Origin of the sequence: Paraburkholderia flagellata (assembly GCF_021390645.1) — a bacterium.
GTDB classification, from domain to species: Bacteria; Pseudomonadota; Gammaproteobacteria; order Burkholderiales; family Burkholderiaceae; genus Paraburkholderia; species Paraburkholderia flagellata.
Genome location: NZ_JAJEJT010000001.1, coordinates 1,457,186 through 1,483,538 on the forward strand (window position 1 = coordinate 1,457,186; position 26,353 = coordinate 1,483,538).

At 62.7% G+C, this 26,353-nt stretch carries 23 protein-coding genes and 3 pseudogenes; 17 read left to right on the plus strand and 9 right to left on the minus strand.

What is annotated here, in order from left to right; all coding sequences use genetic code 11:
* The first annotated feature begins 1 nt into the window (after position 1).
* Positions 2 to 724, plus strand: a complete 723-nt coding sequence (locus L0U83_RS06370; RefSeq protein WP_233881437.1) for a hypothetical protein — start codon at positions 2 to 4, stop codon at positions 722 to 724.
* A gap of 191 nt (positions 725 to 915) precedes the next feature.
* Positions 916 to 2,499: a glutamine-hydrolyzing GMP synthase gene (gene guaA, locus L0U83_RS06375; RefSeq protein ID WP_233881438.1), complete on the plus strand. Its 1,584-nt coding sequence runs from the start codon at positions 916 to 918 to the stop codon at positions 2,497 to 2,499.
* A gap of 530 nt (positions 2,500 to 3,029) precedes the next feature.
* Here the strand turns inward: guaA and tssE are convergent.
* Positions 3,030 to 3,455: a type VI secretion system baseplate subunit TssE gene (gene tssE / locus L0U83_RS06380; protein ID WP_233881439.1), complete on the minus strand. Its 426-nt coding sequence runs from the start codon at positions 3,453 to 3,455 to the stop codon at positions 3,030 to 3,032.
* 11 nt (positions 3,456 to 3,466) lie between these two features.
* Positions 3,467 to 4,201, minus strand: a pseudogene (locus tag L0U83_RS06385) (AAA family ATPase); the annotation flags it as partial.
* On the opposite strand from L0U83_RS06385, the pseudogene tssF reads away from it, so the two are divergent.
* The 3 genes and pseudogenes from tssF to tssJ form a co-directional block, all read left to right on the plus strand.
* Positions 4,194 to 5,249, plus strand: a pseudogene (tssF, locus tag L0U83_RS06390) (type VI secretion system baseplate subunit TssF); the annotation flags it as partial. The pseudogenes L0U83_RS06385 and tssF overlap by 8 nt on opposite strands.
* On the plus strand, positions 5,246 to 6,343 hold the full coding sequence (gene tssG, locus L0U83_RS06395; protein WP_233881440.1) for a type VI secretion system baseplate subunit TssG: 1,098 nt from the start codon (positions 5,246 to 5,248) through the stop codon (positions 6,341 to 6,343). The pseudogene tssF and the gene tssG, both read left to right, overlap by 4 nt.
* On the plus strand, positions 6,336 to 6,896 hold the full coding sequence (tssJ, locus tag L0U83_RS06400) for a type VI secretion system lipoprotein TssJ (protein WP_233881441.1): 561 nt from the start codon (positions 6,336 to 6,338) through the stop codon (positions 6,894 to 6,896). The genes tssG and tssJ overlap by 8 nt, the downstream gene beginning before the upstream one ends.
* A 64-nt stretch (positions 6,897 to 6,960) precedes the next feature.
* On the opposite strand, the pseudogene L0U83_RS06405 reads toward tssJ, so the two are convergent.
* From L0U83_RS06405 to L0U83_RS06425, 5 genes and pseudogenes are all read right to left on the minus strand, one after another.
* Positions 6,961 to 7,077, minus strand: a pseudogene (locus L0U83_RS06405) (IS5/IS1182 family transposase); the annotation flags it as partial.
* A 234-nt stretch (positions 7,078 to 7,311) separates the two neighbouring features.
* Complete coding sequence (locus tag L0U83_RS06410; protein WP_233881442.1) at positions 7,312 to 8,304, minus strand: sugar-binding protein; 993 nt, start codon at positions 8,302 to 8,304, stop codon at positions 7,312 to 7,314.
* A 172-nt stretch (positions 8,305 to 8,476) separates the two neighbouring features.
* Entirely contained in the window at positions 8,477 to 9,472 is a 996-nt protein-coding gene (locus tag L0U83_RS06415; protein ID WP_233881443.1) for an ABC transporter permease, read from the minus strand.
* Positions 9,473 to 9,580: 108 nt separating this feature from the next.
* Positions 9,581 to 10,321, minus strand: a complete 741-nt coding sequence (locus L0U83_RS06420; protein WP_233881444.1) for an ATP-binding cassette domain-containing protein — start codon at positions 10,319 to 10,321, stop codon at positions 9,581 to 9,583.
* Between the two features lie 211 nt (positions 10,322 to 10,532).
* A complete protein-coding gene (locus L0U83_RS06425) occupies positions 10,533 to 11,006 on the minus strand; it encodes an Lrp/AsnC family transcriptional regulator (protein WP_233881445.1) in 474 nt (157 codons plus the stop codon).
* A gap of 254 nt (positions 11,007 to 11,260) precedes the next feature.
* Here L0U83_RS06425 and L0U83_RS06430 point away from each other — a divergent pair, with 254 nt between their 5' ends.
* Both L0U83_RS06430 and L0U83_RS06435 read left to right on the plus strand, forming a co-directional pair.
* Positions 11,261 to 12,655 (plus strand): amino acid permease, encoded by a 1,395-nt coding sequence (locus L0U83_RS06430; protein WP_233881446.1) that lies wholly within the window; start codon positions 11,261 to 11,263, stop codon positions 12,653 to 12,655.
* Positions 12,656 to 12,698: 43 nt separating this feature from the next.
* Positions 12,699 to 13,895: an amino acid aminotransferase gene (locus L0U83_RS06435; RefSeq protein WP_233881447.1), complete on the plus strand. Its 1,197-nt coding sequence runs from the start codon at positions 12,699 to 12,701 to the stop codon at positions 13,893 to 13,895.
* An 89-nt stretch (positions 13,896 to 13,984) separates the two neighbouring features.
* Here L0U83_RS06435 and L0U83_RS40500 read toward each other — a convergent pair whose 3' ends face one another.
* The gene (locus tag L0U83_RS40500) at positions 13,985 to 14,119 is read right to left on the minus strand and encodes a hypothetical protein (protein WP_267939205.1); all 135 of its coding nucleotides are present in this window, start codon (positions 14,117 to 14,119) and stop codon (positions 13,985 to 13,987) included.
* Between the two features lie 278 nt (positions 14,120 to 14,397).
* On the opposite strand from L0U83_RS40500, the gene L0U83_RS06440 reads away from it, so the two are divergent.
* The 10 genes from L0U83_RS06440 (at position 14,398) to L0U83_RS06485 (ending at position 23,469) form a co-directional block, all read left to right on the plus strand.
* Positions 14,398 to 14,808, plus strand: coding sequence for a DnaJ family domain-containing protein (locus L0U83_RS06440; protein WP_233881448.1), 411 nt, complete (start codon positions 14,398 to 14,400; stop codon positions 14,806 to 14,808).
* Positions 14,809 to 14,894: 86 nt separating this feature from the next.
* Positions 14,895 to 15,488 carry a tRNA adenosine(34) deaminase TadA gene (tadA, locus tag L0U83_RS06445; RefSeq protein WP_233883756.1) on the plus strand — a complete coding sequence of 198 codons (594 nt, stop codon included), beginning with the start codon at positions 14,895 to 14,897 and terminating at the stop codon, positions 15,486 to 15,488.
* 25 nt (positions 15,489 to 15,513) lie between these two features.
* Positions 15,514 to 16,440 (plus strand): muramoyltetrapeptide carboxypeptidase, encoded by a 927-nt coding sequence (gene ldcA, locus L0U83_RS06450; protein ID WP_233881449.1) that lies wholly within the window; start codon positions 15,514 to 15,516, stop codon positions 16,438 to 16,440.
* Positions 16,441 to 16,748: 308 nt separating this feature from the next.
* The gene (locus L0U83_RS06455) at positions 16,749 to 17,471 is read left to right on the plus strand and encodes a GntR family transcriptional regulator (protein WP_233881450.1); all 723 of its coding nucleotides are present in this window, start codon (positions 16,749 to 16,751) and stop codon (positions 17,469 to 17,471) included.
* Positions 17,472 to 17,757: 286 nt separating this feature from the next.
* On the plus strand, positions 17,758 to 19,272 hold the full coding sequence (locus L0U83_RS06460) for an NCS1 family nucleobase:cation symporter-1 (protein WP_233881451.1): 1,515 nt from the start codon (positions 17,758 to 17,760) through the stop codon (positions 19,270 to 19,272).
* Positions 19,273 to 19,309: 37 nt separating this feature from the next.
* Positions 19,310 to 20,098: an aspartate/glutamate racemase family protein gene (locus tag L0U83_RS06465; RefSeq protein WP_233881452.1), complete on the plus strand. Its 789-nt coding sequence runs from the start codon at positions 19,310 to 19,312 to the stop codon at positions 20,096 to 20,098.
* A gap of 258 nt (positions 20,099 to 20,356) precedes the next feature.
* Positions 20,357 to 21,316 carry an allantoinase PuuE gene (puuE, locus tag L0U83_RS06470; RefSeq protein ID WP_233881453.1) on the plus strand — a complete coding sequence of 320 codons (960 nt, stop codon included), beginning with the start codon at positions 20,357 to 20,359 and terminating at the stop codon, positions 21,314 to 21,316.
* On the plus strand, positions 21,313 to 21,834 hold the full coding sequence (uraD, locus tag L0U83_RS06475) for a 2-oxo-4-hydroxy-4-carboxy-5-ureidoimidazoline decarboxylase (RefSeq protein ID WP_233881454.1): 522 nt from the start codon (positions 21,313 to 21,315) through the stop codon (positions 21,832 to 21,834). Before puuE ends, uraD begins: the two co-directional genes overlap by 4 nt.
* An 81-nt stretch (positions 21,835 to 21,915) precedes the next feature.
* On the plus strand, positions 21,916 to 22,926 hold the full coding sequence (alc, locus tag L0U83_RS06480) for an allantoicase (RefSeq protein WP_233881455.1): 1,011 nt from the start codon (positions 21,916 to 21,918) through the stop codon (positions 22,924 to 22,926).
* 18 nt (positions 22,927 to 22,944) lie between these two features.
* Positions 22,945 to 23,469: an ureidoglycolate lyase gene (locus tag L0U83_RS06485; RefSeq protein WP_233881456.1), complete on the plus strand. Its 525-nt coding sequence runs from the start codon at positions 22,945 to 22,947 to the stop codon at positions 23,467 to 23,469.
* 104 nt (positions 23,470 to 23,573) lie between these two features.
* On the opposite strand, the gene L0U83_RS06490 is transcribed toward L0U83_RS06485, so the two are convergent.
* Positions 23,574 to 26,078, minus strand: coding sequence for a YadA-like family protein (locus L0U83_RS06490; protein WP_308445024.1), 2,505 nt, complete (start codon positions 26,076 to 26,078; stop codon positions 23,574 to 23,576).
* Between the last annotated feature and the right edge of the window lie 275 nt (positions 26,079 to 26,353).

Here is a 26,353-nt window from a genome sequence, read left to right on the forward strand (position 1 = left end):
GATGAAGCCGCTGCTGCGCGTGCTGCTGATTGTCGATGCGTTGACGTTGCTGGGGTTCGGCGTGCTGTTCGTTCTCACGCCCTGGACCCAGGTCTACGACGCGTTGCAACTGGTGCAAACGCAGCCGGCGCTCGTTGGGCAAGCGTTTGGCGTGGTGCTGCTGGGATTCGCGTGGCTTGCGCTGCGCGCGGCCTTCCACGGGGAGATGACAGTACCTGTGGGCCGCACCGTGGGGCACGTCAACTGGATTGCCGGCGTGCTGATGCTGGTCTGGCTCGTCGGGCTGCGTGCGCCGCAGCTCACTGGTTTGGGCCAGCTGGTGGCCGGTGCGGTTGGCGTGTGGCTGATCATCCTCGGCCTCGGCGGCGCGCGGCTCGCGGGCGCGGTGCGCAAGCGCCAGAAAGGGCAGGCGAGCGGCAGCTCCGTGCAGCAGCGTAAGGCGGAGAAAGAGCGGCTCGAACGTCGTGACGAGCCGGTGACGTACGCGAAGCCGGGCTTTTTGAGAACGATGGCGTGGGGCGGTGCGCGTGAGGCGAAACGGCCGCCAGCGCCGGTGGAACCCGTCGTGGAAGTCCCGACCGTGACGCCCGCAGCCGTTCCGCCGGTTACGCCCCGTCCATCGACGGTTATGCCGCCCGCCGCCAGCACGGCGCAAGCTCAAGAGGCTCGCCAGGCGGCTCGCGACGAAGCGGCCGACGCACCGAGGCCGCCGCTGCGTGGCTGAGGCCGCGCTCAGACCCGGCCTCCGAAACACCAGACTCAATGCGTCCAAAGCAGCGCCTAATGCACACCCGAATTTGCGCTACCCGGTTCCGCCGTAGTGCGCTGCCCTGGTCCTGATGAATTCACGCTGCGCGCGTTTGCACTGTCGCGCGGCTTTCTGTATCCGTTCTTTTTTAGGTCTCGTCCGCAGCCATGCACGACAAAATCCTGATTCTCGACTTCGGCTCGCAAGTCACCCAGCTCATCGCGCGCCGCGTGCGCGAAGCCCACGTCTATTCGGAAATCCATCCGTACGATGTCGACGACGCGTTCGTTCGCGAATTCGCACCGAAGGGCATCATCCTCTCGGGCGGCCCGAACTCGGTCACCGACACCGACACGCCGCGCGCGCCGCAAGCTGTCTTCGAACTGGGCGTGCCGGTGCTCGGCATTTGCTACGGCATGCAGACGATGGCCGAGCAGCTCGGCGGCAAGGTCGACGGCGGCCACCTGCGCGAATTCGGCTACGCCGAAGTGCGCGCGCGCAACCACACGAGTTTCCTCGAAGGCATCGAAGACTTCCGCACGAGCGAAGGCCACGGCATGCTCAAGGTGTGGATGAGCCACGGCGACAAGGTCACGGAAATGCCGCAGGGCTTCCAGCTGATGGCCTCGACGGAATCGTGCCCGATCGCGGCAATGGCCGACGAAGCGCGCCACTTCTACGGCCTGCAATGGCACCCGGAAGTCACGCACACGGTGCAGGGCCGCGCGATGCTCGAGCGCTTCGTGCTCGGCATCTGCGGCGCCAAGGCCGACTGGGAGATGGGCCACTACATCGACGAAGCCGTCGAAACGATCCGCAAGCAGGTGGGCAACGAGCACGTGATTCTCGGCCTCTCGGGCGGCGTGGATTCGTCGGTGGCCGCAGCGCTGCTGCACCGCGCGATTGGCGACCAGTTGACCTGTGTATTCGTCGATCACGGCCTCCTTCGGCTGAACGAAGCCGAGCAGGTGATGTCGATGTTCGCCGATAACCTCGGCGTGAAGGTAATCCACGTCGACGCGAGCGAAGCGTTCATGTCGAAGCTCGCGGGCGTGACCGACCCCGAAGCGAAGCGCAAGATCATCGGCGCGGAGTTCGTCGAAGTCTTCCAGACCGAAGCGGGCAAGCTCACCGACGCGAAGTGGCTCGCGCAAGGGACCATCTATCCGGACGTCATCGAGTCGGCGGGCAAGGGCAAGAAGGCCGCGCATACGATCAAGAGCCACCACAACGTGGGCGGTCTGCCGGAAACGCTCAACCTCAAGCTGCTCGAGCCGCTGCGTGAACTCTTCAAGGACGAAGTGCGCGAACTGGGCGTGAAGCTCGGCCTGCCGCACGAAATGGTGTATCGCCATCCGTTCCCGGGCCCGGGCCTCGGCGTGCGTATTCTCGGCGAAGTGAAGCGCGATTTTGCGGATCTGCTGCGCCGTGCGGACGCGATCTTCATCGAGACGCTGCGCAACACGATCGACAAGGAAACCGGCAAGTCGTGGTACGAGCTCACGAGCCAGGCGTTTGCCGTCTTCCTGCCGGTGAAGAGCGTGGGCGTGATGGGCGATGGCCGCACCTACGAGTATGTTGTCGCGCTGCGCGCGGTGCAGACACTCGACTTCATGACGGCGCACTGGGCGCACCTGCCGCACGAGTTGCTGGGGCATGTGTCGAACCGCATCATTAATGAAGTGCGCGGGATTAATCGTGTCGTGTATGACATCTCGGGCAAGCCGCCTGCGACGATTGAGTGGGAGTGAGCGCTAATTTGGCGTGTAATCTGGCAACGCCAGGCAGATAGAGGCAGTAAAATGACTAAGCCCGCGATTTTGCGGGCTTTTTCACGTCCACTTCTCGATTTTCAATAACGGCGTCGTGTCATGGCGGGCGGCGAAAAGCGGGGATGGCTTGCACTTTTAATGGTGTCTTTTGTAGTTGTTAATCGAATAGTAGTCCATATCATTGGGTTTATTTTTATTGAATGCATTGAATCATGGTATCGGAATGCTCAAAGCCCTTTTGTACAGGGAATTCGACTGAGTATCACGCACTCAGAAATCCTGGTATCGGAATCGAGGAAAATCGCTTCGCGATACCAAGTACTTGCCTAAGCTGTCGTCGTGTTGACATGCCCCCTTCAGTAGAGCCGATTGGCTTCTAGCAGCCCCGACTTCCTTCAGAAACCCGATGATTTGCTCTTCCCTAAAGCACTTCTTCATGTTCGTCTTCTTTTCCGAAAACGAGCTTTACTAGACTCCGGATGGCCCTTTTTGGAGGAGATAGGTCACATTCAATCCTGCCTCTGTATCCGCCGTGTGAGACGCAAGCGTCCTGGCGGCTCGAAGTACGTTCCAAATCGCACCAGTCCATCCTTTCTCAGATGACAGGTCATCTCGAAGCTGACCAGCACGCCGGGATCATTGTCTGCCAGGATCGAGACATCGATCGACCGGATACGCGGCTCATACTTCAGCAGCGTCGCCTGCATCTGGTCCCGCAACTGGTGTGCCGATGCTGGCAACGCCATGTAGATGTTCGTCAGGTCAGGTACGCCATAGTCGGGCAGGTGCTTAAGCGCGCCCGCGCGCGTGTTCAGGATCCGCTGCACGTTCTGCTGCACGCTCAGGCATTCGAGCGTGCGATCGTCGTACGCGTCCAGAGACTCCCCGCCGATCTGGCCGAGGAGCATGTCGTAGAGCGAAGGGCCCGTGGGCATGGGGCCTTTCCTCATACTTCAGCAGAGGCTGGCGTGCGAGCGCCGGCCGTTTGTTCACGACCGACGAAATCAATCGTGAGGTTGCTTTCCCCTGAACCTGACAGTCGAATCTGTGCCGGCTGAGCGCCGGTTGCCATTCGCGAAAGCAGCTCACGCGACACCGCCGGCAGCACGCGCTGACTCAGGAAGGTATCTACATTGCGCGCACCTGAGTGGCGCTCAAGGCACAGTTGAGCCATCGTGTCGATCAGTGTGTCGTCGCAGACTAGTTCAACCTTGTGCTGCCTGCGCAGACGCTCGGCCACCTTTGCCAGTTTCAGCCGCACGATCGCGGCGAGTGCGTCGACGTCCAGCGGGCGATACACGAGCGTCTGGAAGCGCGCGAGAAGCGCGGGCTGAAAGTGTGCGAGAAGCTGTGGCCGGATTGCATCGAGCAGGGCCGCATGTGCAATCTGCGGCGTGTCCAGCACGGCTTCGTCAATCTGTTCACTGCCCAGATTGGACGTCATGACGATTACGCAGTTGCTGAAGTCGATTTCACGGCCTTCGCCATCTCGCATGCTCCCACGGTCGAACACCTGATAGAAGATATCCAGCACGTCGCGGTGGGCTTTTTCGACTTCATCTAGTAGCACGACACTGTAAGGGCGCTGGCGCACCGCCTCGGTCAGGATGCCGCCGCGGCCGTAACCGACGTAGCCTGGAGGCGAGCCCTTTAGCTGCGATACCGTGTGCGATTCCTGGTACCAGTTGCTGCTCGAATACTTCACGTTTCGCGAGAAGTTCCTCTTCGTCGATCTCGTCGGTCTCGACATCGAAAAGTTTCCGGCGGCCTCAACCCGCTTCGAGCTGGAGGTCGTGCTGCGCGAGATGTATCCAGCCGACCAGCGTTTCACGACGGAAAACATCCGACTGTACTGCGCGCCAGTCATCAACCTGTTTGAGATCGATGCCGAGCCGGTGACGATTGACCACCACCAGACGGAATATCGCGTCGTGCCAGCCGGGCAGGGGAACAACAACATCGAGACGTACTCGGTGGACCGGGTTGCGGCGTTCGACCACCTCGACGCCAACCGCTACGAGTACGTCCCGTTCGCGACGTTTCGCCATCGTGGCGGCATGCTGCGCCACGAGGCGCCGGAGCGTTACTTCCATACGCGGGTACGTGCCGGCGTGTCGGGTCTGCACGAGACCTGGCTCGTCCTTGGGGGCCATGCATGGGACACGCTCGAAAACCTGCCTGAGGAAAGCCTCTCGCTGCAAATGACGGCGACGAACGGCATGCTGCCACGCAAGGGCCTGCGTGAGGCGAGCCTCAACGAGCTTGGCGAAAGCACGCCTAATGTCGCGGGCGTGCGCAACCTGGTCGCTCCTACACTGCCGCTTTACCCGCCGACCGGCGACCGCTTCCAGTGGCGAGTGCTTTCCCATCTTGCGCCCAACTTCCTCTCCATGATGAACGCCGAGGTGCTACGTGGTGCGCTGGCGCTCTACGACTGGACCAACGACGAGCTGAACCGCCGGCGCCTCGCCGGCATCCTTTGGGTTTCGGAGGAACTGATCGAGGAAGTGTCGGGCGGCTCAGTGGACCGCGGCGTGCTGATCGAGGTGACGCTCGATTCGCACGCGTTCGCGGGCGAGGGTGATGTCATGCTGTTTGGCGAGTTGTTGCACCGGTTCTTCGAGCTGTACGCGGAAATCAACCTGTTCACGAAGCTGTCGATCGTCAGCCTCCCGTCGCAGACGCGTACGGTTTGGCCACGCAGCAAGACACACAGGGCTGCGCTATGAAACCGAGGGACATGCCTGATCTCGAACCGCTGGTTGCCTCGCTGCTTGCCCGCGCCCCGCAGATGAGCTTCATGCAGCTGTGCCGGCTGCTGGAGCACCGCGTGCCAGATCAGCCGGGGTTCGGCACGCAGGACACACCAGCTCGCGAGCCGGTGCGGTTCCGGCCACGGCCGCGCATGGGCTTTCCGGCCGGCGAGATCGCTGCGGTTGAGTTCGATGAGGATCGGCCCGACGCGCCGCCCACCGTGCGTACGACGTTCATGGGCCTTTATGGTGTCGATGCGGCGATGCCGCCGCACTTCGTGGACGACATCGCGTTGCGCGAAGAAGGCCACGAGGCACTTGAGGCGTTTCTCGACCAGTTCAATCACCGCAATGTCACGCTGCTCTACCGCGCGTGGAAGAAGTATCGCTATCCGGAGAGCTTCCGCGCGGGTGGCACAGATGATCACTCCCGCAACCTGCTGTGTCTCGGCGGCTTCGGCTGGGGTGACAAACCCGCACGTGCGGGACTGCCGGATTCCCGCATGCTTGCGTTGCTGGGCCTCCTGATCCAGCGCACACGTACGGCGGAGGGGCTTGCCGGGGTGATCGCGCTGGCCGCGCCCGACGTCGAGGTGCGCGTCGAAGAGTTTCACCCCGCACGTGCGAGTACCGGCGCGCCGCGGCCGCTCACCTCGCAATCCGCCCCCACGCCTCAGCCGGGGCGGGCAGCACGCCGCGGGCTGGGCGCCGGGTACGTGCTCGGCAAACATCTCACGTACCGCAGCCGCGCCGTGCGTGTAACGTTGCGTCCTGCCGGCGCGCAGCAGGCCCACGACCTGTTACCTGGCGCAAGGCTGCATCGGGAGGTGAAGGCCTTTGTGCAGCTATATATCGGTAAAGCGGCTGATGTTCATCTGCGCATGGAGCTGTCGACTAGGCTCGTGCCCGACCCGACCATTGCGTCCCTGCACACAGATGCCCCTCCGCGTCTTGGCTGGACCACGGTTCTGCCCGCTGACGAGGACCGCCTGATTACCATCGCGCTCGGTGTCCACGAAGCGATTCCGGCGCCCGCGCCCAATCCGTACCTGACTCCCCGACATGTCTGAACCCATCACCTGGATTTCCAGGCGTCTTGCTGCCGCTTTCGCCTTTGCTACACCGACCCTGCTGCTTTCTGGCTGTGGTGCCTGGCAGAGCGTTTCCGACACCACATCGAACGCATTCCACGCGGTGTTTTACCGCCAGGTCAAGGTTCTCAACGTCGATTTGACGGCACGCGAAGCCGTGAATCCTGACGACGCCGGGAAGGCGAACTCGGTTGCCATACGCGTGTACCAGCTCAGGGAGCGAAAAAGTTTCGACGGCGCGTCCTACGACGATCTGCTCAGGCGTGATCAGACGGTGCTCGCACAGGACCTCAATGGGAACATGGCCGCAGTCGTGAATCCAGGCGCATCATCGAGCCTCTCGGAGCCGATGAAAAAGGACACGAAGTACGTGGCGGTGGTGGCGTTCTACAGGCAGCCTGGTACGGACGGCGCGTGGAGACGTGTGATCGAAACGAAGCAGCTTGACCCTGAAAAACCGCTGGCGCTGGAGCTTGTAGCGAGCCGGGTGCAGTCACCGGGAGAGGCTAGTGGTGGAAAGACCGAGAAATAGCGTGGCATCCTTCTCTAGCAATTGCTCACCGCGTTCCGCGCAACGCTGACGAAAATCTCGTTGCTACAACCTCGAGCGTCGCCCACGGGACGACGTGTTCCATCTCTGCCGGGAGCACTTCGCGCCGCGTTCGCTTCTTCTTGGCGTCAAGGCACAGTGAGGCGAAGGTCGTTTGCTTCATGGGCGGGGGGATTACCTGTCTCGAATGCGCTTGGGAAAGCCGCAGCCAGGCTCGACGGATAATGTCGGGCGGAAAAGTCCCGATCTTGGTTTGAACGAACATCATCCCGCCTGCGATCGGCGACGACACAGGGGGGAGGTGTCTGCGTGCAAGCTGCGAACTGGCTCGCGGCCAGGCGAACCGCGCAACGCAAGCCGAGCTATCCAAGCCTCGGCCCTCGCACGGTTACGCCCTTCAATGTTTCAAACAAGTATCCGCATTCTTCCACGTACAAACATCCAGGCCGGTGTGAATAATCGCCTTCACCGTCTTTCCTTCCGCCAGATCTCGCATCACCATCGCTGCCTGATAGCCCATTTCCTCAGGCCGCTGCCCGACCAGCGCATTGACCTTGTGGTCCTTGAGGGCCTGCAGTTCAGGCCCGAGCGTATCGGCTGAAACGATCACGAACTGGCCACTGTTGATCTTGTCCACGATCGGCGCGACGACCTGCGAATATGCCTCGGGTGCGAAGAGCGGCCAGCCGCCCTCGAACACGAACGCCTGCAGCGTCCCGGCGTTCGCGGTGAGGGTGTCCTGCATCATCTGATTCGCTTTCGCGGCATCGTCGTTCACGTAGAGCGGGCAGGCGCTGATCTCATGCCAGTTGTTTTCGCCCGCCAGCTTCTTGATGCCTTTCTTGCCCGAAAGCACGTCACGCGTGCCCTGGGCGCGCTGGTTGATGTTCTCCGCCGCGGGATTGCCCATTACGAGGCAGATGTTGCCGCCCTTGGGCATCAGCATCTTCAACTGCTCGCCGAGTTTCACGCCCAGTTCATAGTTGTCGGTGCCCACATACGCTTTACGCAGCGACTGGTCTTTCGGCAGCAGATCCGCGTCCGCGGTGATGATCGGGATCTTCGCGTTGCGGCGGCGGATCACTTCGGCAATGGCCGGCGCATTTGACGGTGAGATCGCGATCGCCGCAACGCCCTTGGTCAGCAGGTCGTCGACGATTTGCACTTCGGCGCTTTCGTCGGCGGCTGTCGCGGGCCCGGTGTAGTAGCAGTTGTAGCCCTGTTTGCTGAGCTCCTTGTTTGCCCGGTCGCAGCCCTGGTGCATGAGGTCGAAGTACGGATTGTCGAGGCCCTTCACGACCAGCGCGAGGGTCTTGTCGGCTGCGTAGGCGGAAGAGGCCAGCATGGCGAGCCCTCCGATCGCAGCGAAATACTTCCACGCTTTCTTCATGGTTTCCTCCTGTTCGGCGCCGGTTGTGCGGCGCGCGTGTCTCGTACAGTCTTCGTCATCGGAAGGAAAGCCCGCGCCCGTGACTTGGGCTTCCTGCGGAACCTTGCGTTATGTGTGATGCAGGCGTCCGGCGGTTCCGCGTGCAGTCCGGCCGCGCCTCCCTGAAATCCGTTCAGTCTCCTTGCCGCTCGCCGCCGAGCCGGTTGAACAGCACGGCGATGATAATGAAACCGCCCACCACTGTGCCCTGCCAGAACGAGTCGACGCCGAGCAGGATCAGGCTGTTGCGGATCACTTCGATGAGCGCGGCGCCGACTATCGTGCCGAAGGCGCTGCCCACGCCGCCCGCGAGATTGGTGCCGCCGATCACCGTGGCGGCGATCACGCGCAGTTCGTCGCCGGTGCCGAGTCCCGTAGTCACCGCGCCGAGCCAGCCCACTTCCAGGATCGCCGCGACGCCCGCCATCAGGCCGCCCAGCACATAGACCGAACAGAGCACGCGCCGCACCGGCACGCCGGTGAGATTCGCTGCATGACGATTGCCGCCCACCGCGAACACGTAGCGGCCCCAGCGCGTGAAGGCGAAGGCGAACCAGAACAGCACGCCGAGGACGATCAGGAACCACACGGGATTGGCCACGCCGAGCGTCTTGCCGCCGCCGAGCACGAGGAGCTTGTGTCCGTCCGGTCCGAATTCGAAGATGGTCCGGCTGCCGGAGATCACGAGCGCGAGGCTGCGGCCCACGCTCAGCATCCCTAGCGTTACGACGAAAGGCTGCATGTTGAGATACGCGATCAGTAGCCCGTTGACGAGGCCGACTAGTCCCGCGGTGAGCAGGCCGAGGCCAATGCCGGCCCAGATCGGGTAGCCCGCGTTCATGGTGACGGCAAGCACGATGCCGCTCAGTGCAATCGTCGAGCCGACCGAAATGTCGATGCCGCCGGTGACGATAATGGCCATCATCCCCAGCGCGACGATGGCGACGAAGGCGAAGTTGCGCGTGACGTTGAAGAGATTCTGCGGCGTGGCGAACGTCGAGGTGACGAACGAGAGCAGGACGCAAGCGACGAGCGTAGCGAGCACGACCCAGAACACCTGGCTCGCGAGCAGTCCACTCCAGCGGCTGTGGGTTTTCGCGGACTGGGGATCGTCAAGCAGTGTCGGCATCGGGTTTGGCCTTTGCGGCGCATCGTTCAATTTCAGGTCTCCTGTCGGCCGCACTTGGCGCTTCAGCGCTTAGTGCGGCCCCATGCAACGCAGTCGCGCGGGTTGGCTTCAGGCGGCAGCGATGGCTCCGGTGATAAGGCCGGTGACTTCCTCCGGCGAGGACGCAGCGATCTGCTTGTCAGCCACCTTGCGCCCGCGCCGCATGACAACTACGCGCTGGGCGACCTCGAAAACGTCAGGCATGCGGTGACTGATGAGAATGACGGCAATGCCGTGCTCAGACAGGCGTTTGATGAGTTCGAGCACCTGTGTCACCTGGCGCACGCTGATCGCAGCGGTGGGTTCGTCCATGATCACGAGCCGCGCCTCGGAAAGACGCGTGCGCGCAATCGCCACGGCCTGCCGCTGGCCGCCCGACATCTGCCGGACGAGATCGCGAGGGCGCGTTTCGGACTTCAGTTCCTTGAAAAGCTCGGCGGCGCGCCGGTACATGGCCGCGTGATCGAGCACGCGAAAGGGCCATATGCCGAGGCGCGGCTCGCGCCCGAGAAAGACATTGGCCGCCGCCGTGAGGTTGTCGCAGAGCGCGAGGTCCTGATACACGACCTCGATGCCCTTCGCGCGGGCGTCCACAGGCCGGCTGAAATGGACGGGCTTGCCGTCGATGAGAACTTCGCCATGGGAGGGCGGGAAGTTGCCGGCGATGACCTTCACCAGCGTCGATTTTCCGGCCCCGTTGTCGCCCATCAGTCCGATTACCTGGCCGGGTTCGAGGCTCAACGTCACGTCGGTCAGCGCCTGAATGGCGCCGAAGTGCCTGGAAACGCCTCTGAGCTCAAGAAGACTCATGGACTGTCGCGCTCGCGCTTGTAAAGCCGTCCGCTGCAGTGTCCAGGGCGGCCGGGAGACATGCTGACTAGCATGTTTTTTAGAGCACGATGGCGCTTTTAGCAAGACTATTTCATCAGCCGGTCCTGCGTCGCCGCCAGAAGGGCGCCGATGAGATAAAATTGCGTTTTCGCCGAAAAAACCCGCCAGACGGACCTGCCGCGCATTTGTCTCAGGCGTCCAGCGGCATCGCACTCGTCCCCTTGAGTTCATCGAGGCAGACGATCGACTGCACGCTGTTCACGCCGGGCGCGCGCATCAGCGTATCGAGCAGGAATTCGGATAGCGCCTTGAGATCGCGCGCCACCACCTTCAGCACGTAGTCGATATCGCCAGTCACGGAGTAGCACTCCTGCACCTGCGGCAAGGTCGCGACGAGTTCCTTGAACTTCATGAGCTCGCGCATGTGCCCGCGTTCCATCGTCACCTGAATGAAGGCGACCACGCCGAAGCCGAGCACCTGCGCGTCGAGGCGCGTCTCGTAGCGCCGGATCACGCCGAGTTCCTCGAGCCGCCGGTGACGGCGCAACGTCTGCGCGGGCGAGAGCTTGATCGCGGCCGCGAGTTCGAGGTTCGAAGCGCGGCCGTGCTCCTGCAGTGCGGCGAGAAGCCGCATGTCGATCGTGTCGAGCGCGAGATTTTGCATTTATCTTGCGTGAGATGGGGTTGAGGCGAGAGAGAATTGTATCAATCAGGGTTTGCCTGCGTACGAGATGAAATCATATTTTCCCGCGCCAACTATACACTGGGCGCACCCGATCGGGCTGGCGGCCAATACCGCCAAGCCTGGCAGCGCGCCAGCGCAGAACGTTGCGTGCGCAATTTTATTTCATGGAGCGGAGCCGGCATCCCACCCGGATGCCTCGACCCCGCGCAGATAAGTCGGAGACAGGAAGAGACATGGTTTCAAACGACACGCGTGAAAATCCAGGCCAGCTAAAACGCGGCCTCAAGAATCGCCACATCCAGCTCATTGCGCTGGGCGGGGCGATCGGCACGGGCCTGTTCCTCGGCATTGCGCAGACGATTCAGACTGCCGGCCCTTCGGTGCTGCTCGGCTATGGCGTTGCCGGGATCATCGCGTTCTTCATCATGCGGCAATTGGGCGAGATGGTCGTGGACGAGCCCGTCGCCGGTTCGTTCAGCTACTTCGCCGACAAGTATTTCGGCCCATTCGCGGGCTTTCTCTCCGGCTGGAACTACTGGGTGCTCTACGTGCTAGTGAGCATGGCCGAGCTTTCGGCGGTCGGCATCTACATGCACTACTGGTGGCCGACGCTGCCCACGTGGGTCTCGGCGCTCGTGTTCTTCGTCGTGATCAACGGTATCAACCTCACGAGCGTCAAGTCGTACGGCGAACTCGAATTCTGGTTCGCGATCATCAAGGTGCTGGCGATCGTCGGCATGATCGCCTTCGGCGGCTGGCTGCTGTTGTCGGGCTCGGCGGGTCCCGAGGCGAGCGTTTCGAACCTCTGGCGCAACGGCGGTTTCTTCCCGCACGGCGTCTCGGGTCTCGTCATGGCCATGGCCGTCGTGATGTTCTCGTTCGGCGGACTGGAGCTTGTCGGCATCACCGCAGCAGAAGCCGATGATCCCTCGCACACCATTCCGCGCGCGACGAATCAGGTGATCTACCGCATCCTGATTTTCTACATCGGCGCGCTCGGCGTGCTGCTTTCGCTCTATCCGTGGCAGAAGGTCGTGGCTGGCGGCAGCCCCTTCGTGCTGATCTTCCACGCGATGAACAGCGACCTCGTGGCCAACGTGCTCAACCTCGTCGTGCTGACCGCCGCGCTCTCGGTCTACAACAGCGGCGTGTACTGCAACAGCCGCATGCTGTTCGGCCTCGCGCAGCAGGGCAATGCGCCGAAGGCGCTGCTCAAGGTGAGCCGGCGCGGCATTCCGCTGACGGCGCTCGGCGTATCGGCGTTCGTCACCGCTGCTTGTGTGATCATCAACTACTTCATGCCGGGCAAGGCGTTCGAACTGCTGATGGGTCTCGTGGTATCCGCGCTCATCATCAACTGGGCGATGATCAGCCTGATTCACCTGAAATTCCGCCGCGAGAAGGCGCGTACCGGCCAGACGACCACGTTCCGCAGCCTCGGCTATCCGCTGACGAATTACGTGTGTCTCGCGTTCCTCGGCGGCATTCTCGTTGTAATGTATCTGATCCCGGATCTGCGGATTTCCGTATACCTGATTCCGGTCTGGCTGGGCGTGCTTGGGCTCGCCTACCGCCTGTGGTGCCGCAAGTCGGCGCCGGCGCTTCAAAGTGGCGTGCCGGCTCCGTAAGCGCTGATATTCGTCCCGAATTTCGTCCAGAGAGTTAAACAGCATGTTCGAACACATCGATGCCTACCCCGGCGACCCGATCCTCTCGCTCAACGAGAACTTTCAGAAGGACCCGCGGCAGAACAAGGTCAATCTGAGCATTGGCATCTACTTCGACGACGAAGGCCGTCTGCCCGTCATGAAGGCCGTTCACAAGGCCGAGGCGGCGATTCTCGAGGAGCCGGGTCCGAAGCCGTATCTGCCGATGGCGGGTTTCGCGCAGTACCGCGACGCCGTGCAGGCACTCGTGTTCGGCGCTGACTGCCCGTCGCGCGCGGCCGGCCGCATCGCGACCGTGCAGACGCTGGGCGGCTCGGGCGCGCTCAAGGTCGGCGCCGATTTCATCAAGCGCTACTTTGCGACGAGCCAGGTATGGGTGAGCGATCCGACGTGGGAGAACCACCGCTTTATCTTCGAGCGCGCGGGGTTCACGGTGAACACGTACCCGTACTACGACGAGGTGACGGGCGGCCTGAAGTTCGAGGCGATGCTCTCGGCCATCGACGCGCTGCCGGCGAAGAGCGTCGTGTTGCTGCACGCGTGCTGCCACAATCCGACGGGCGTCGATCTGGATCGCGCGCAGTGGGAGCGACTGATCGACGTGCTGCAAAAGCGCGACCTGCTGCCGTTCGTCGATATGGCGTATCAGGGCTTCGGCGCGGGCCTCGAGGACGACGCGTTCGCGGTGCGCGAACTCTCGCGCCGCGGCGTACCGGCGCTGGTGGCGAATTCGTTCTCGAAGAACTTTTCGCTCTACGGCGAGCGTTGCGGCGGCCTGCACGTGATCTGCGAAGACGCGGCGGCCGCCGACCGTGTGCTCGGGCAGCTCACGGGCTCGGTGCGCGCGAACTACAGCAATCCGCCGACTCATGGCGCGAAGATCGTCACGCGCGTGTTGAGCACGCCGGAACTCAAGGCGTCGTGGGAACAGGAACTCGCTGCGATGTGCGAACGCATTGCGCGCATGCGCGTGGCGATTCACGACGGCCTGCGTGCGCATGCGGGCGAAGCAGCGCTCGCGCGCTACGTGAAGCAGCGCGGCATGTTCACTTACACGGGCTTGAGCGAGAAGCAGGTCGAGCGCCTGAAGGAAGAATTCGGCGTGTATATCCTGCGCTCGGGCCGGATGTGCGTGGCCGGCCTGAATGAGAAGAACGTGAGCGTTGTGGTCGACGCGGTCGGCAAGGTGATGAAGGACTGAGGCCGGGGAAGGACGCCCGGAAATCCTTCTAGCGCCGCTGGGGTGCCGGTACAAGCCGGGCGCTCCAGCGGCGTTTTCGCTTCTGGCGGTCAGAATCGCATGCCGGTGCCGCATCCACCGGCAATACCACCGCCGCTGCCGCCCGCGGCCCCGCAGAACACGCCGCAGCCTGAAAGGCTGGCGGTGAGCAGCAGGCAGAGGGCGGCGAGGCGAAGTTGTCGCATGGCGGGTCGTTCGAGGTGGACGTGTTGTTTCATCATCGAAAGCGTAAAGGAGGGCGGCCACAAGGACGGCATGGTGGGTCTAAGCGCTTAACCATACGCCTCGGCCGCCGGCACCCACCATCAGATAATTCCAGGTTTCGTCGTCTGCGCGTACTCATCCCGCATCAAACCGTCAGTCTGTCAAGCCGTAAGGAGTAGATGACACACATGGCAGCCGCGCACGGTCTTCCAGGTCTTACCCTGATAGAATGCGTGAGCCGCAACGTAGTGGATTGCTGATGAAATTGCTTGATGCCCTCGTCGAACAACGGATTGCCGCCGCAGCCGCGCGCGGTGACCTCGACGACCTGCCCGGCGCCGGTGCGCCACAGGCGCTCGACGACGACCTGCTCGTGCCCGAAGAAGTGCGCATAGCCCACCGCATCCTGAAGAACGCGGGGTTCGTGCCGCCCGCAGTCGAACAGCTGCGAGCCTTGCGCGACCTCGAAGACGACCTCGCCACTGTGGGCGACAAGGCCGCGCAATGCCGTCTGCGCGCGCGCATGCTCGCGCTCGACATGGCGCTCGAATCCTTGCGTGGCGGCCCGATGGTCGTGCCGCACGAATATCGCCGCCGCATTGCGGAGCGTTTGTCGGAACGCGCGGCTGGCGAGCCCGGCCACCCGGCGCTCTCGGCGGGGGCCGCGTGACGGGCTCTCCCGTCCAGCCACACGCCCCTGGCGGCGAAAGCGATGAGGCGCACCCGGCTGCCGGTCGGGATGCCGCCGATGCGCTCATGACGGCCTGCGGGGCCGATTCACAAACCGCTTCACAGCCCAATCCCGTCTCCGAGCGCGACAAGCATTTCATGCGCCTCGCGCAGGCCGCCGCCGAAGAGGCGCGCTCCGCCGGCGAAGTGCCCGTGGGCGCGGTGCTCGTGCGCGGTGACGAAGTGATTGCCTCGGGCTTCAATCACCCGATCGGTGCGCACGATCCCTCCGCGCATGCGGAAATGGCGGCGTTGCGAGCGGGCGCGCACGCGCTGGGTAACTACCGCTTGCCCGGCTGCGAACTCTATGTGACCCTTGAACCGTGCCTGATGTGCGCCGGCGCGATCATGCACGCGCGTATCGCACGTGTGGTGTTCGGCGCGCATGATCCGAAAACCGGCGCATGTGGCAGCGTGGTCGATGCCTTTGCCAACGAGCAACTGAATCACCATACGAGCGTGTCCGGCGGAGTGCTGGCGGATGAGTGTGGCGAGGCACTGCGCGCGTTCTTCGCCGACCGTCGCCGCGCGAGCCGGGAAGCGCGCCGTGCGGCCCGGGCACAGGCCGAGGAAACGCAGGGAGGAACCGGCGTTGCCGGTCCGAACGAAACCGCGGATTGAATCTCACGGTTGAATCGAATTCGACATGACCATTCATCGCACCATCGAACTGATCGCACCGTCTGGTTATCCGCACGATTCGGAAGCGGTGCACCGTGGGCTTGCCCGGTTGCGGGCGCAGGGCCATCACGTCGGTGGCGTGCAGGCGACCGAGCGGCGCTATCAGCGCTTTGCCGGCACCGATGGCCAGCGCGCGGCCGAACTGAACCGCCTGGCCGATCCGTCGCGCGACTTGCCGGACATCGTGCTCGCCGTGCGCGGGGGCTACGGCGCGGTGCGCATCCTGCACGGTCTCGATTACGACGGACTGCAGCGGCGTTTGACGGACCAGCCCATTGCGTTCGTGGGGCATAGCGACTTCACGGCCATTCAGCTCGCGTTGCTCGCGCGCGCCGGGCTCACGACGTTCGGCGGTCCGATGCTCTGCAGCGACTTCGGCGCCGAAAGTCTGAGCAGCTTCACGATGCATCACTTCTGGGACACGCTTTCGAAGCCGAGTTACACGTTCAAGGTGAATGCGCCCCAGGCTCAATCGACGAATGTTTCGGGCACGCTCTGGGGCGGCAATCTGGCGGTGCTGACTTCGCTCATCGGCACGCCTTATCTGCCGCCTGTCGAGGGCGGCATCCTGTTCGTCGAAGACGTGAACGAGCAGCCGTTCCGCGTGGAGCGCATGATTTATCAGTTGCACCTGGCAGGCATTCTTGCGCGCCAGCAAGCACTGGTGCTGGGCGACTTCACGGGCCACAAGCAGTTCGATTACGACAACGGCTACGATCTGCGTGAAATGGTGGAGCAGGTGCGCTCCGTGGTTGGCATTCCGGTGGTGACGGGCCTGCCGTTCGGCCATATCCCCGATATGGTCACGTTGCCGATGGGCGCGCCGGCAGAATTGAACACCACCGCACATGGCTTCGAGCTGACCGTGAGCGACTACCCGCATCTGAGTTGATCTGCACTAGTACAGAAGCGCTTTCGGGCGCTTTTTTTATGGAATCTTATGCAACTAACGGTCAGTTCCAAACGGCGCCAGACCATGTTCACTTCAACGCTTCCTCTCAAAATTGTTGACAAAAACTGTGGCCGAATTGGGGCGACGAATCACCATGCAGGTGCTGAATTCCCCGAAATAAAGCGTGTTTCACCGAGAAGAGGCATGTAGCAGCCGGCGCGCACGTGGGGAACTTCCCCAGGTTCGCCAAAAAAATTGTTGACAATATTTATGTCCAACCTAGGATACCCAACATAGAGATCCGAGCCATGCGAAAGACCGATATCGACGCCGAGGCAACCGGCATGAAGCCCGAAGCAATCGCCGCGCGAATCCGCGCAGCGATTCTCGAGCACCGGCTGCCGCCAGGCGCGAAATTGACGGAAGCACAGTTGTGCGAAGTATTCGGCGTGAAGCGCGGCCCGATCCGCCAGGCGCTCGCGCTGCTCGCGAAAGACCATCTCGTGGATCTGGAGCCCAATCGTGGCGCGTTCGTCGCAAGCCCGACGCTGCAGGAAGTGCACGAGGTGTTTGAAATGCGGCGGATCATCGAGTTGGCAGTGGTGGGGCGCATCTGTAGCGCGCAGCACGGCAACCGTCGGCTGAAGACCATCGGCGAGACGATCCGGCGCGAGCGCAAGGCTTTTGAAGGGCGCGACTTCCCGACATGGATCCGGCTTTCGGGCGAGTTCCATACGTCGCTCGCCACGCTCACCGGCAATACGGTTCTGTGCGATTGCCTCAACGGACTCGTGGCGCGTTCGACATTGATTTCAGCGCTCTACGAATCTCCGGGACGCAGCCCGTGTTCATTTGACGACCACGAGGCGATTCTCGCGGCGCTCGAAGCCGGAGACGAGAAAGAGGCAGTCGACCTCATGGTGCGCCATTTGCAGGGTGTCGAGCTCAGGATGCTCGACCGGCCGGCGGGCGTTTCGGTCGATCTGCAGGAAGTGTTCAGCGCTCGCGAGTCGACTTCGCTCGCACGCTGACCCGCTTCCGAGGCGGCATACATACGGATTGCAGTAAAACGCGGCGGCCCACGACGAACCGTGGCCGTCGCGGCTGAAAAGGATGGAGTGGGGCGCATGCAGTGCATGCGTACGGCTAGAACAGGCAAAGCGTTACAGGGCGCCCGCAAGCGGCGACCGGCGCAGCGCCTGCCAAGGCCAGACCATTCGGGGATATCGCGGCGGCCGCGTCCAGCGGCGGTACGCACGCGTTTCGAGGCGTTCAGGCGTCTTTTTTCCGTCGGCATATCCATCCAAGGAGCGGATCATGGCTCAGTTCAGCGTGTCACCTGGCAGTCCGGCAGTGCCCAACTTCGAATCTGGCGAAAGCAGCGAGTCCGCAGAAAACCTGCGCTTGCCGGCCGGCTACAGCGAGCGGCTCTACAACCACGACCTCGCTCCGCTCAAGGAGCAGACCTGGGGCGCGTACAACATCTTCGCGTTCTGGATGTCCGACGTGCACAGCGTCGGCGGCTATGTGTTCGCGGGGAGCCTCTTCGCGCTTGGCCTCACGAGCTGGCAAGTGCTCGTAGCGCTGATCGTCGGCATCTCCATCGTCAACGTGCTCTGCAACCTGATCGCGCGGCCCAGCCAGCGTCACGGCGTGCCGTATCCGGTGGCCTGTCGCGGCACCTTCGGCGTGCTCGGCGCCAATATTCCCGCTGTGATTCGCGGCCTCATCGCCGTGGCGTGGTACGGCATCCAGACCTATCTCGCTTCGAGCGCGCTCGTGATTGTCGTGCTCAAGTTCGTGCCTCAACTCATGCCTTATGCCGACGTGCACAAGCACGGCATGCTCGGGCTTTCCGCAGTCGGCTGGGCCGGCTTCATGACGCTTTGGGTACTTCAGGCCCTGGTGTTCTGGAACGGCATGGAGACCATCAAGAAGTTCATCGACTTCGCGGGCCCGGCGGTTTATGTCGTGATGTTCGCGCTCGCGGGCTACATGGTGTATCGCGCGGGCTGGCACAACATCGGCCTGAATCTCGGTGGCGTGAAGTATCACGGCGCCGAAGTGATTCCCGTGATGATCACGGCAATCTCGCTCGTGGTGTCGTATTTCTCGGGGCCGATGCTCAATTTCGGTGACTTCTCGCGCTACGGCAAGTCGCTCAAGAGCGTTCACAAGGGCAACTTCTGGGGGCTGCCGGTCAACTTCCTCGCATTCTCGCTCGTCACGGTCATCACGACTTCGGCAACACTTCCTGTGTTCGGAGAACTGATTACCGATCCCGTCGAAACGGTCGGCCGCATCGATCATCCCACCGCTGTGATTCTCGGCGCACTCACGTTCACGATTGCGACCATCGGCATCAACATCGTCGCGAACTTCGTTTCGCCCGCGTTCGACTTTTCCAACGTCGCGCCGCGGCTCATCAGCTGGCGTGCGGGTGGCATGCTCGCCGCCGTGGCCTCGATCTTCATCACGCCGTGGAATCTGTTCAACAACCCGGCTGTGATTCACTACACGCTCGACATACTCGGCGCCTTCATCGGGCCTTTGTATGGTGTCCTGATCGTCGACTTCTATCTCGTGAAGCGTGGACGTCTTGCCGTGGATGATCTCTACACGGTGTCCCCGAAGGGGGCGTACTGGTATCGCAACGGCGTGAACTGGCGCGCGGTGTCGGCCTTGCTGCCGGCAGCGGTGATCGCGATTCTCTGCGTGATGGTGCCGTCGCTCGGCGGCGCAGCGAACTTCTCGTGGTTCATTGGCGCCGCGCTCAGCGCGTTGTTCTATCGCGCGCTCACGATGGGCGAACGCGCTCGCGCAAAGGCATGAGCGGCGTGCAAAACCAGGCATCGACGAAGGAATCGAAATGCGCATCAAATTGATCAATCCGAATACCACGCAGCGCATGACCGCCGCGATGGAGCAGTGCGCGCGTGCCGTGATCGCACCGGGCACGGAGGTCGTGGCGGTGAGCCCGACGATGGGGCCGCCGTCAATCGAAGGCTATTACGACGAGGCGCTCGCCACACCTGGCCTGCTCGCCGAAGTGGAGGCAGGCGAGCGCGAAGGCTTCGACGGCTACGTGATCGCGTGCTTTGGCGACCCTGGCCTTTACGCGGCGCGTGAGTTGGCTCGCGGGCCCGTCGTGGGCATCGCGGAAGCCGCGATGCATGCGGCGAGCGTGCTCGCGCCTGGCTTCTCGGTCGTGACGACGCTTTCGCGCACCCGCGCAATGGCCTGGCATCTCGCGGAGCGCTATGGCATGACGCGTTTTTGCCGCAACGTGCGTGCAATCGACGTGGCCGTGCTCGAACTCGATGAGCCGGGATCGGCCGCGCGCCGTGCGATCGTCGAAGAGTGCCGCCGCGCGCTCGAAGAAGATGGCGCGGACGCCATCGTGCTGGGTTGCGCAGGCATGACGAGCCTGTGCGCACAGGTGGAGGATGCGCTGGGCGTACCCGTGATCGACGGTGTGACGGCCGCCGTGAAATGGGTGGAGGCGCTCGTCGCGTTGCGCCTCACGACCGCCAAGCGGGGCGACTTCGCGCGACCGCTCACCAAGCGTTACGACGGTGATTTCGCGCGTTTCAGCCCGAGCAATCCCGCAGCCGTCACGGAAACGCCGCCGCCCGTGCGGCCACTGCGCTACGGGTAAACGCGCAACGCGCGCGAGCCCTGTGGCCGCCCATCTGTCCGGCAGATCGGGCGGCCACATACACCTCGCTTGACCCGCACTATCTGAGCGTGCGTATGGGCGCGTCCGGGTGATTTCGCTACACTGAACCGGTCCTGTAAGCAGGTTGCGCGGACCGTCCGCCAGGCCTTGCAAAGCAGCGCCGGCGGCCGCTTCACGGCGCCTCGCCGTCCCGTGGATATTTCGTTTCATCCTCTTTATTCGATTGATTCGACCAGCATGCCACTCGATCCCCAATATCCCCGCGATCTGATCGGTTATGGCCGGTATCCGGTGCAGGCCAACTGGCCCGGCCAGGCTCGCGTCGCGGTGCAGTTCGTGCTCAACTACGAAGAGGGCGGCGAAAACTGCGTGCTGCACGGCGACCCCGGCTCCGAGCAGTTCCTCTCCGAAATCGTGGGCGCCGCAGCGTATCCCGCGCGCCACATGAGCATGGAGTCAATCTACGAATATGGCTCGCGCGCGGGCGTGTGGCGCATCCTGCGCGAATTCGAAAAGCGCGGCCTGCCCCTCACCGTGTTCGGCGTGGGCATGGCGATCGAGCGTCATCCCGAAGTCGCGCGCGCGTTCGTCGAGCTGGGCCATGAGATCGCGTGCCACGGCTACCGCTGGATTCATTACCAGGACGTCTCGCCCGCCCGGGAGGCCGAGCACATGAAGCTCGGCATGGAAGCGATCGAGCGCGTGACAGGCGTGCGTCCGCTGGGGTGGTACACGGGCCGCGACAGCCCGAACACGCATCGCCTCGTGGCCGAGTATGGCGGCTTCCTCTACGACTCCGATTACTACGGCGACGACCTGCCTTTCTGGATGGACGTGCAAGTCACGGGTGGCAAGACGGTGCCGCAACTGATCGTGCCTTACACGCTCGACACGAACGACATGCGCTTCGCGTCGCCCCAGGGCTTCAACACGGCGGACCACTTCTTCACCTACTTGCGCGACGCATTCGACGTGCTCTACGAAGAAGGCGACGAAGCCCCGAAAATGCTCTCGATCGGCATGCACTGCCGCCTGCTCGGGCGCCCTGGGCGTCTTCGCGCGCTGCAGCGCTTTCTCGATCACATCGAAAAACATGAGCGTGTGTGGGTCACGCGCCGCGTGGACATCGCGCGCCATTGGCGCGAGCATCATCCCTATCAACCGCAACAGAACGACCACCGCGGGGCCGCCGCATGAAGGCAATGCACTACACCCTCGAACAGCTGAATCACGCCTCGGCCGACGCCTTCGTGGCGGCGCTTTCGGGCATCTTCGAGCACTCGCCCTGGGTGGCCGAAGCGGCCGCGCAGCAACGCCCGTTTGCAAGCATCGACGCGCTGCATCGCACCATGTCGCAGGCAGTCGAAACCTCGGGCGAGGTCAGGCAGCTTGCGCTCATCAACGCCCACCCGGAGCTTGCGGGCAAGGCCGCCGTACGCGGCGAGCTGACCGCCGAATCCACGCGCGAGCAAAGCGGCGCGGGCCTGAATCAGTGCACGCAGGAAGAGTTCGACAAGCTCCTCGCGCTCAACGGCGCGTATCGCGAGAAGTTCGGATTCCCATTCATTCTTGCGGTGCGCGGTTATGACCGCCACGGCATCATCGCGAACTTCGAGGCGCGCGTGAACAACAGCCGCGCCGACGAACTGCGCGCGAGCCTCGACCAGATTTACCGCATTGCGCGCTTCAGGCTGGATGAACTGATCGACGCGTAACGTGGCGATGCGCCCACCGGTTTTTCGCGCGAGGGCGCAGCGCCGTTTTGATCTACAGAAAAGACACGAAGGAAGACAACGATGGCACTCCCGACTCTCGACCCCAACGCCCCTGATTTCACGCGCCGCTTCGTGAATCTCGCGGACCCGCGCCTGGGCGCGCAGGCGCTCGAGGCGAGCGACGACTTCTTCGCGCCGAAGGATCGCATGCTCAATCCGGAGCCGGCTGTCTTCATTCCGGGCAAGTACGACGAACACGGCAAGTGGATGGACGGCTGGGAAACGCGCCGCAAACGCACGACCGGCTATGACTGGTGTGTCGTGAAGCTCGCACGGCCTGGCGTCATCAAGGGTCTCGATATCGACACGAGCCATTTCACCGGCAACTATCCGCCGGCGGCTTCGGTGGAAGGCGCGTATGTGGTGGACGGCGCACCCACAGCCGCGACGCAATGGACGGAAATCGTCCCCTCGACCTCGCTGAACGGCAATAGCCACCACTACGTGGAAGTATCGAGCGACAAGCCGTACACGCACCTGCGCGTGAATATCTATCCCGATGGCGGCATTGCGCGTCTGCGCGTGTATGGTCAGCCGCAGGTGGACTGGGCGGGTGCGAGCCGCAGCGAACTGTTCGACCTGGCGGCGATGGAAAACGGTGCGTACCTCGTTGGCGCGAACAACCAGCACTTTGGCATGGCCTCCACGCTGCTCATGCCGGGTCGCGGCGTGAACATGGGCGACGGCTGGGAAACGCGCCGCCGCCGCGAACCTGGCAATGACTGGGCGATCATCGCGCTCGCGCAGCCTGGCATCATCAAGAAGATCGAAGTCGATACGGCGCACTTCAAGGGCAACTACCCCGACCGCTGTTCGTTCCAGGCCGCGCGCGTGGTAGGCGGCACGGACAGCTCGCTCGTGACCCAGGCCATGTTCTGGCCGGTGCTGCTCGGCGAGCAGAAGCTGCAGATGGACAAGCAGCACTACTATGAAAGCGAACTCGCGGCGCTCGGCCCGGTTACGCACGTGCGCTTCAACATCTTCCCCGATGGCGGCGTTTCGCGCGTGCGCCTGTGGGGCACGCTCGCGTGATTTGCTGACGAGGCCATCATGAGTGAAACAAGAACGACGCTGACCATCGAGCCGCTCACGCGCGAGGCGTTCGCGCCGTTCGGCGACGTGATCGAGCTTGCAGGCGCCAAGCAAATACCGATCAATCTCGGTACCACGATCCGCTATCACGACCTCGCGAAAGTGGACGTGACCGACGAAGGCGGCCGCACGCTCGTGAATCTGTTTCGCGGGCAGCCGCGCGAGCTGCCGTTCGAAGTGAAGATGCTCGAACGGCATCCGCTGGGCAGTCAGGCGTTCGTGCCGCTCAATGACAAGCGGTATCTCGTAGTGGTCGCGCCCGCCGGCGATCTGGAAGTCACGCAGATTCGCGCGTTCGTTTCGCGCGGCTGGCAGGGCGTGAATTACGCGAAGGGCGTTTGGCATCATCCGCTGATCGCGTTGGACGAGGTGAGCGATTTCATCGTCGTCGATCGCGGCGGTGACGGGCTCAATCTCAACGAGCAGGATCTGGCGGAGTCGCTGTGGTTGACGCACGAGGCGATGAAAGCCGCGATGCGGTGACGCTCGGACGCGTTGCAGATCGAAAACAAAGGAAAGCCACGGCCTCGGCCGTGGCTTTTTCGTATGTGTCGCTGTGCGTGAGCGCGGTGCCAGTTCGACGTGGGTTAGAACTCGTACCCGACCTGTGTGCGCGCAGCCATGTTGCCGGTACTCGTAAGCGACACGCCGCCGTTGACCAGCCAGTGCATGTTTGCCGAGCGATACGTCACGCCAACCGCGGCCGCGCTGCCGCCCATGTAGTAGCCGCCACCGGCCGCGACCACTGTGCGACCTGGTCCAGAAGGCGTGAGGTTAGGCATGGCCATTGCCGCCGCCACGCCCGCGTAGGCGTTCTTCGAAACGGTATTGATCGAGTTCTGAAGATTGCCGATCTGCTGGTTGAACCCGTTCGATTGCTGCGTTATCGCATTGTTCAACTGGTTCAGGTTGACCGCATCCGTGCCTTGCGTGCCCGCCGCGACGTTGACGATCTGGCGCTCCGAACCCGCCGCGCCTACGGAAACCGAGTTTTCGCGATCTGCGACTGAGTTCGCGCCAAGCGCCACTGCGTTCTTTGCCGATGCATTGGCCATGTCGCCGATGGCGGTCGTGTTGTTGCCCGTTGCCGTGGCGCCGCCGCCCACGGCGACCGACTGCGTGCCCGCCGCGGCGGCCGCACCGCTCGTGGTGTTCGCGCCGACTGCAGTCGAGCCGGTGATGTTGATGTTCTGCACTGCCTGGCTCAGGTTGTTGAGTTGCTGGTTGGTCGCAAAGAGCTGCTGGCCGGTCACGGCGTCAGTGCTGCTGAGATCGAGCGCCGCGTTCTGCAGTCCAGTCAGCTGAACGTTGCCGCCACTGGCGCTGCTCAGTGTCACGATGTCGTGCGCCGCTGAGTCGTAATGAAGGGCGTCGGTATCTGTCGTGGTGGCACCGTCCAGCGCACCGGTAGAACTGTTCGGGGCTGCGGCAGCAAGCAGTCTGGCATCGAGCGTTGCGATCGCAGACGTGTTCGCGCTTAGCCGGGAACTGAGACTGACGGTATCTGTTGGCTTGATGCCAAGCAAGGCCTCCACCTGGCCGAGATTGACTGCGTCGGTTTCCGCCTGGCCCGTCGCCACGTTCGTGATCTTACGGAGAAGGCCCGTCGCCGAGTTACCCACGGAGATCGTACGAGGTGCGTCCGCGACCGAACCAAAGCCCAGTGCGACCGAGTTGAGGCTGCTCGACTGTGCAGGCGTACCCGAGCCGAAAGCGTCGATGTACGTAAGCTTGCTGATCGCCTGGTTCGTAGCGAAGAGTTGCGAACCGTTCACGGCGTCGGTTGAACTTGCGGTCAACTGGCCAGCCGCCACGTTCGTAATCGTCCGCTCCTGGCCCGCACTCCCTACGCTGACGGTGCTCAATGGCGTGCTGCCGGCGAACGTATAGTTGGCGCCACGGATCGTGGTGCCTGGCGTGGCGACTGCGACATCGGTCGTCGAGTTCGCGCCAAGGGCAACATCGCCCGCGAAGTTGCTGACGGCTGCGCTGCCGATTGCGACGGTGTTCGAGCCACCCACTGACGCCCCGTTGCCAATGGCGATTGAGTTGTCCCACTGAGCGAGCGCCTTGGCCCCTAAAGCGACGGACCCGCTGAAGGCTTGAGCGCCTGCACCGGCGGCAAGCGCGTCGCCTGCAGCGTATGCACCTGCTCCGAACGCAGTGGACTGAGCGCCCGCCGCTGTAGTGTTGGCTCCAATGGCTATTGCGTTGGTTCCGGTCGCGCCTTCGCCGTTGTAGTTGCCTTGGCCGGGATCGCTATTGATCCCGACGTAGTGCGTTGCCTTATTGTCGATTTCTTGCTTGACATCGTAAAGCTGCGCGCCGTTGACCGCATCGGTGCTCGAAGCCGTTACGGCGCCTTTCGCCACGTTACGCAGTGCCACCGGCGTAGTCGAACCCGCGCCGCGTAGCGTCACGGAGTCGTGCGTGGAGGAATCGTAGAGGACCACGTCCGGATTCGAAGCGCTTTTGTTCAACGCATCAAGGGCCGAACCTACGTCGTGATACGGCGTCCCTGCGACGACGTAAGTCGGTCCTGTGACGGCGCCGGTGCTGGCATTGAACGATGTGCCGCCGCCAAGGGCAGTAACGAGTGGCTTGAGTTGGCTCACATTGACAGCATCCGCCGATGCCAGGCCAGGATTGAGCCCAGAAAACAGGACACCAGTCGCAGCACTGGAAAGCGTTGCGTAGTAGCCCATAGTATTGTTTGAGCTTGGGTTCCCCGGTGAAAGGAAGATCTTCCTCTGCGTCCCGTCTGAAACGATTTGCGTATAGCCAACGCCCATGGCGTCAAAATAGCTCTTCCCGACGACTCCACCGCCAACCAATCCCGTGCTTATCCACGCGTTGCAGTTACTGGCAACCCCGGTGGCTGTATAGTTATAGAGTTGCCCCGCGTGGGCCGCGCAGAAGTCTGCCCACGCTGTAGCAGGGACCAGGAAACTTGCGGCACCGACGCTGGCACTCCCTACGGCAATAATGGCACGAGTTCGCGTCGTCCCTTTTCCCGACGCAGTAGCTTTTTCTTGCGCGGCAACCCACGTCCCCGTGGACTCGTTCCAGACTGATCTATAGGTCTTTTTCATTCGTTATCCTGATTTAATTGAATGGGGGAGAACGTACTTTCTCGACGACGTTGTCTCAGATGCGCGGTAGCCGAACTCGAATGATGTGGCTAACCGTCACTCAAGATAATTGCGTCGATTTTCAGTCACGAGGACATACGCTGGTATTTTTTTATTCCATTAGTAATCGCCGTGACAGAAAATCCTTCGCACTTTATTAATAATGGAAATAGGGTGGTATAAGAGAAGTCTTAAAAAGCGATCGGGAGCGATTGAGTAGCCAGGATGGCTGACGT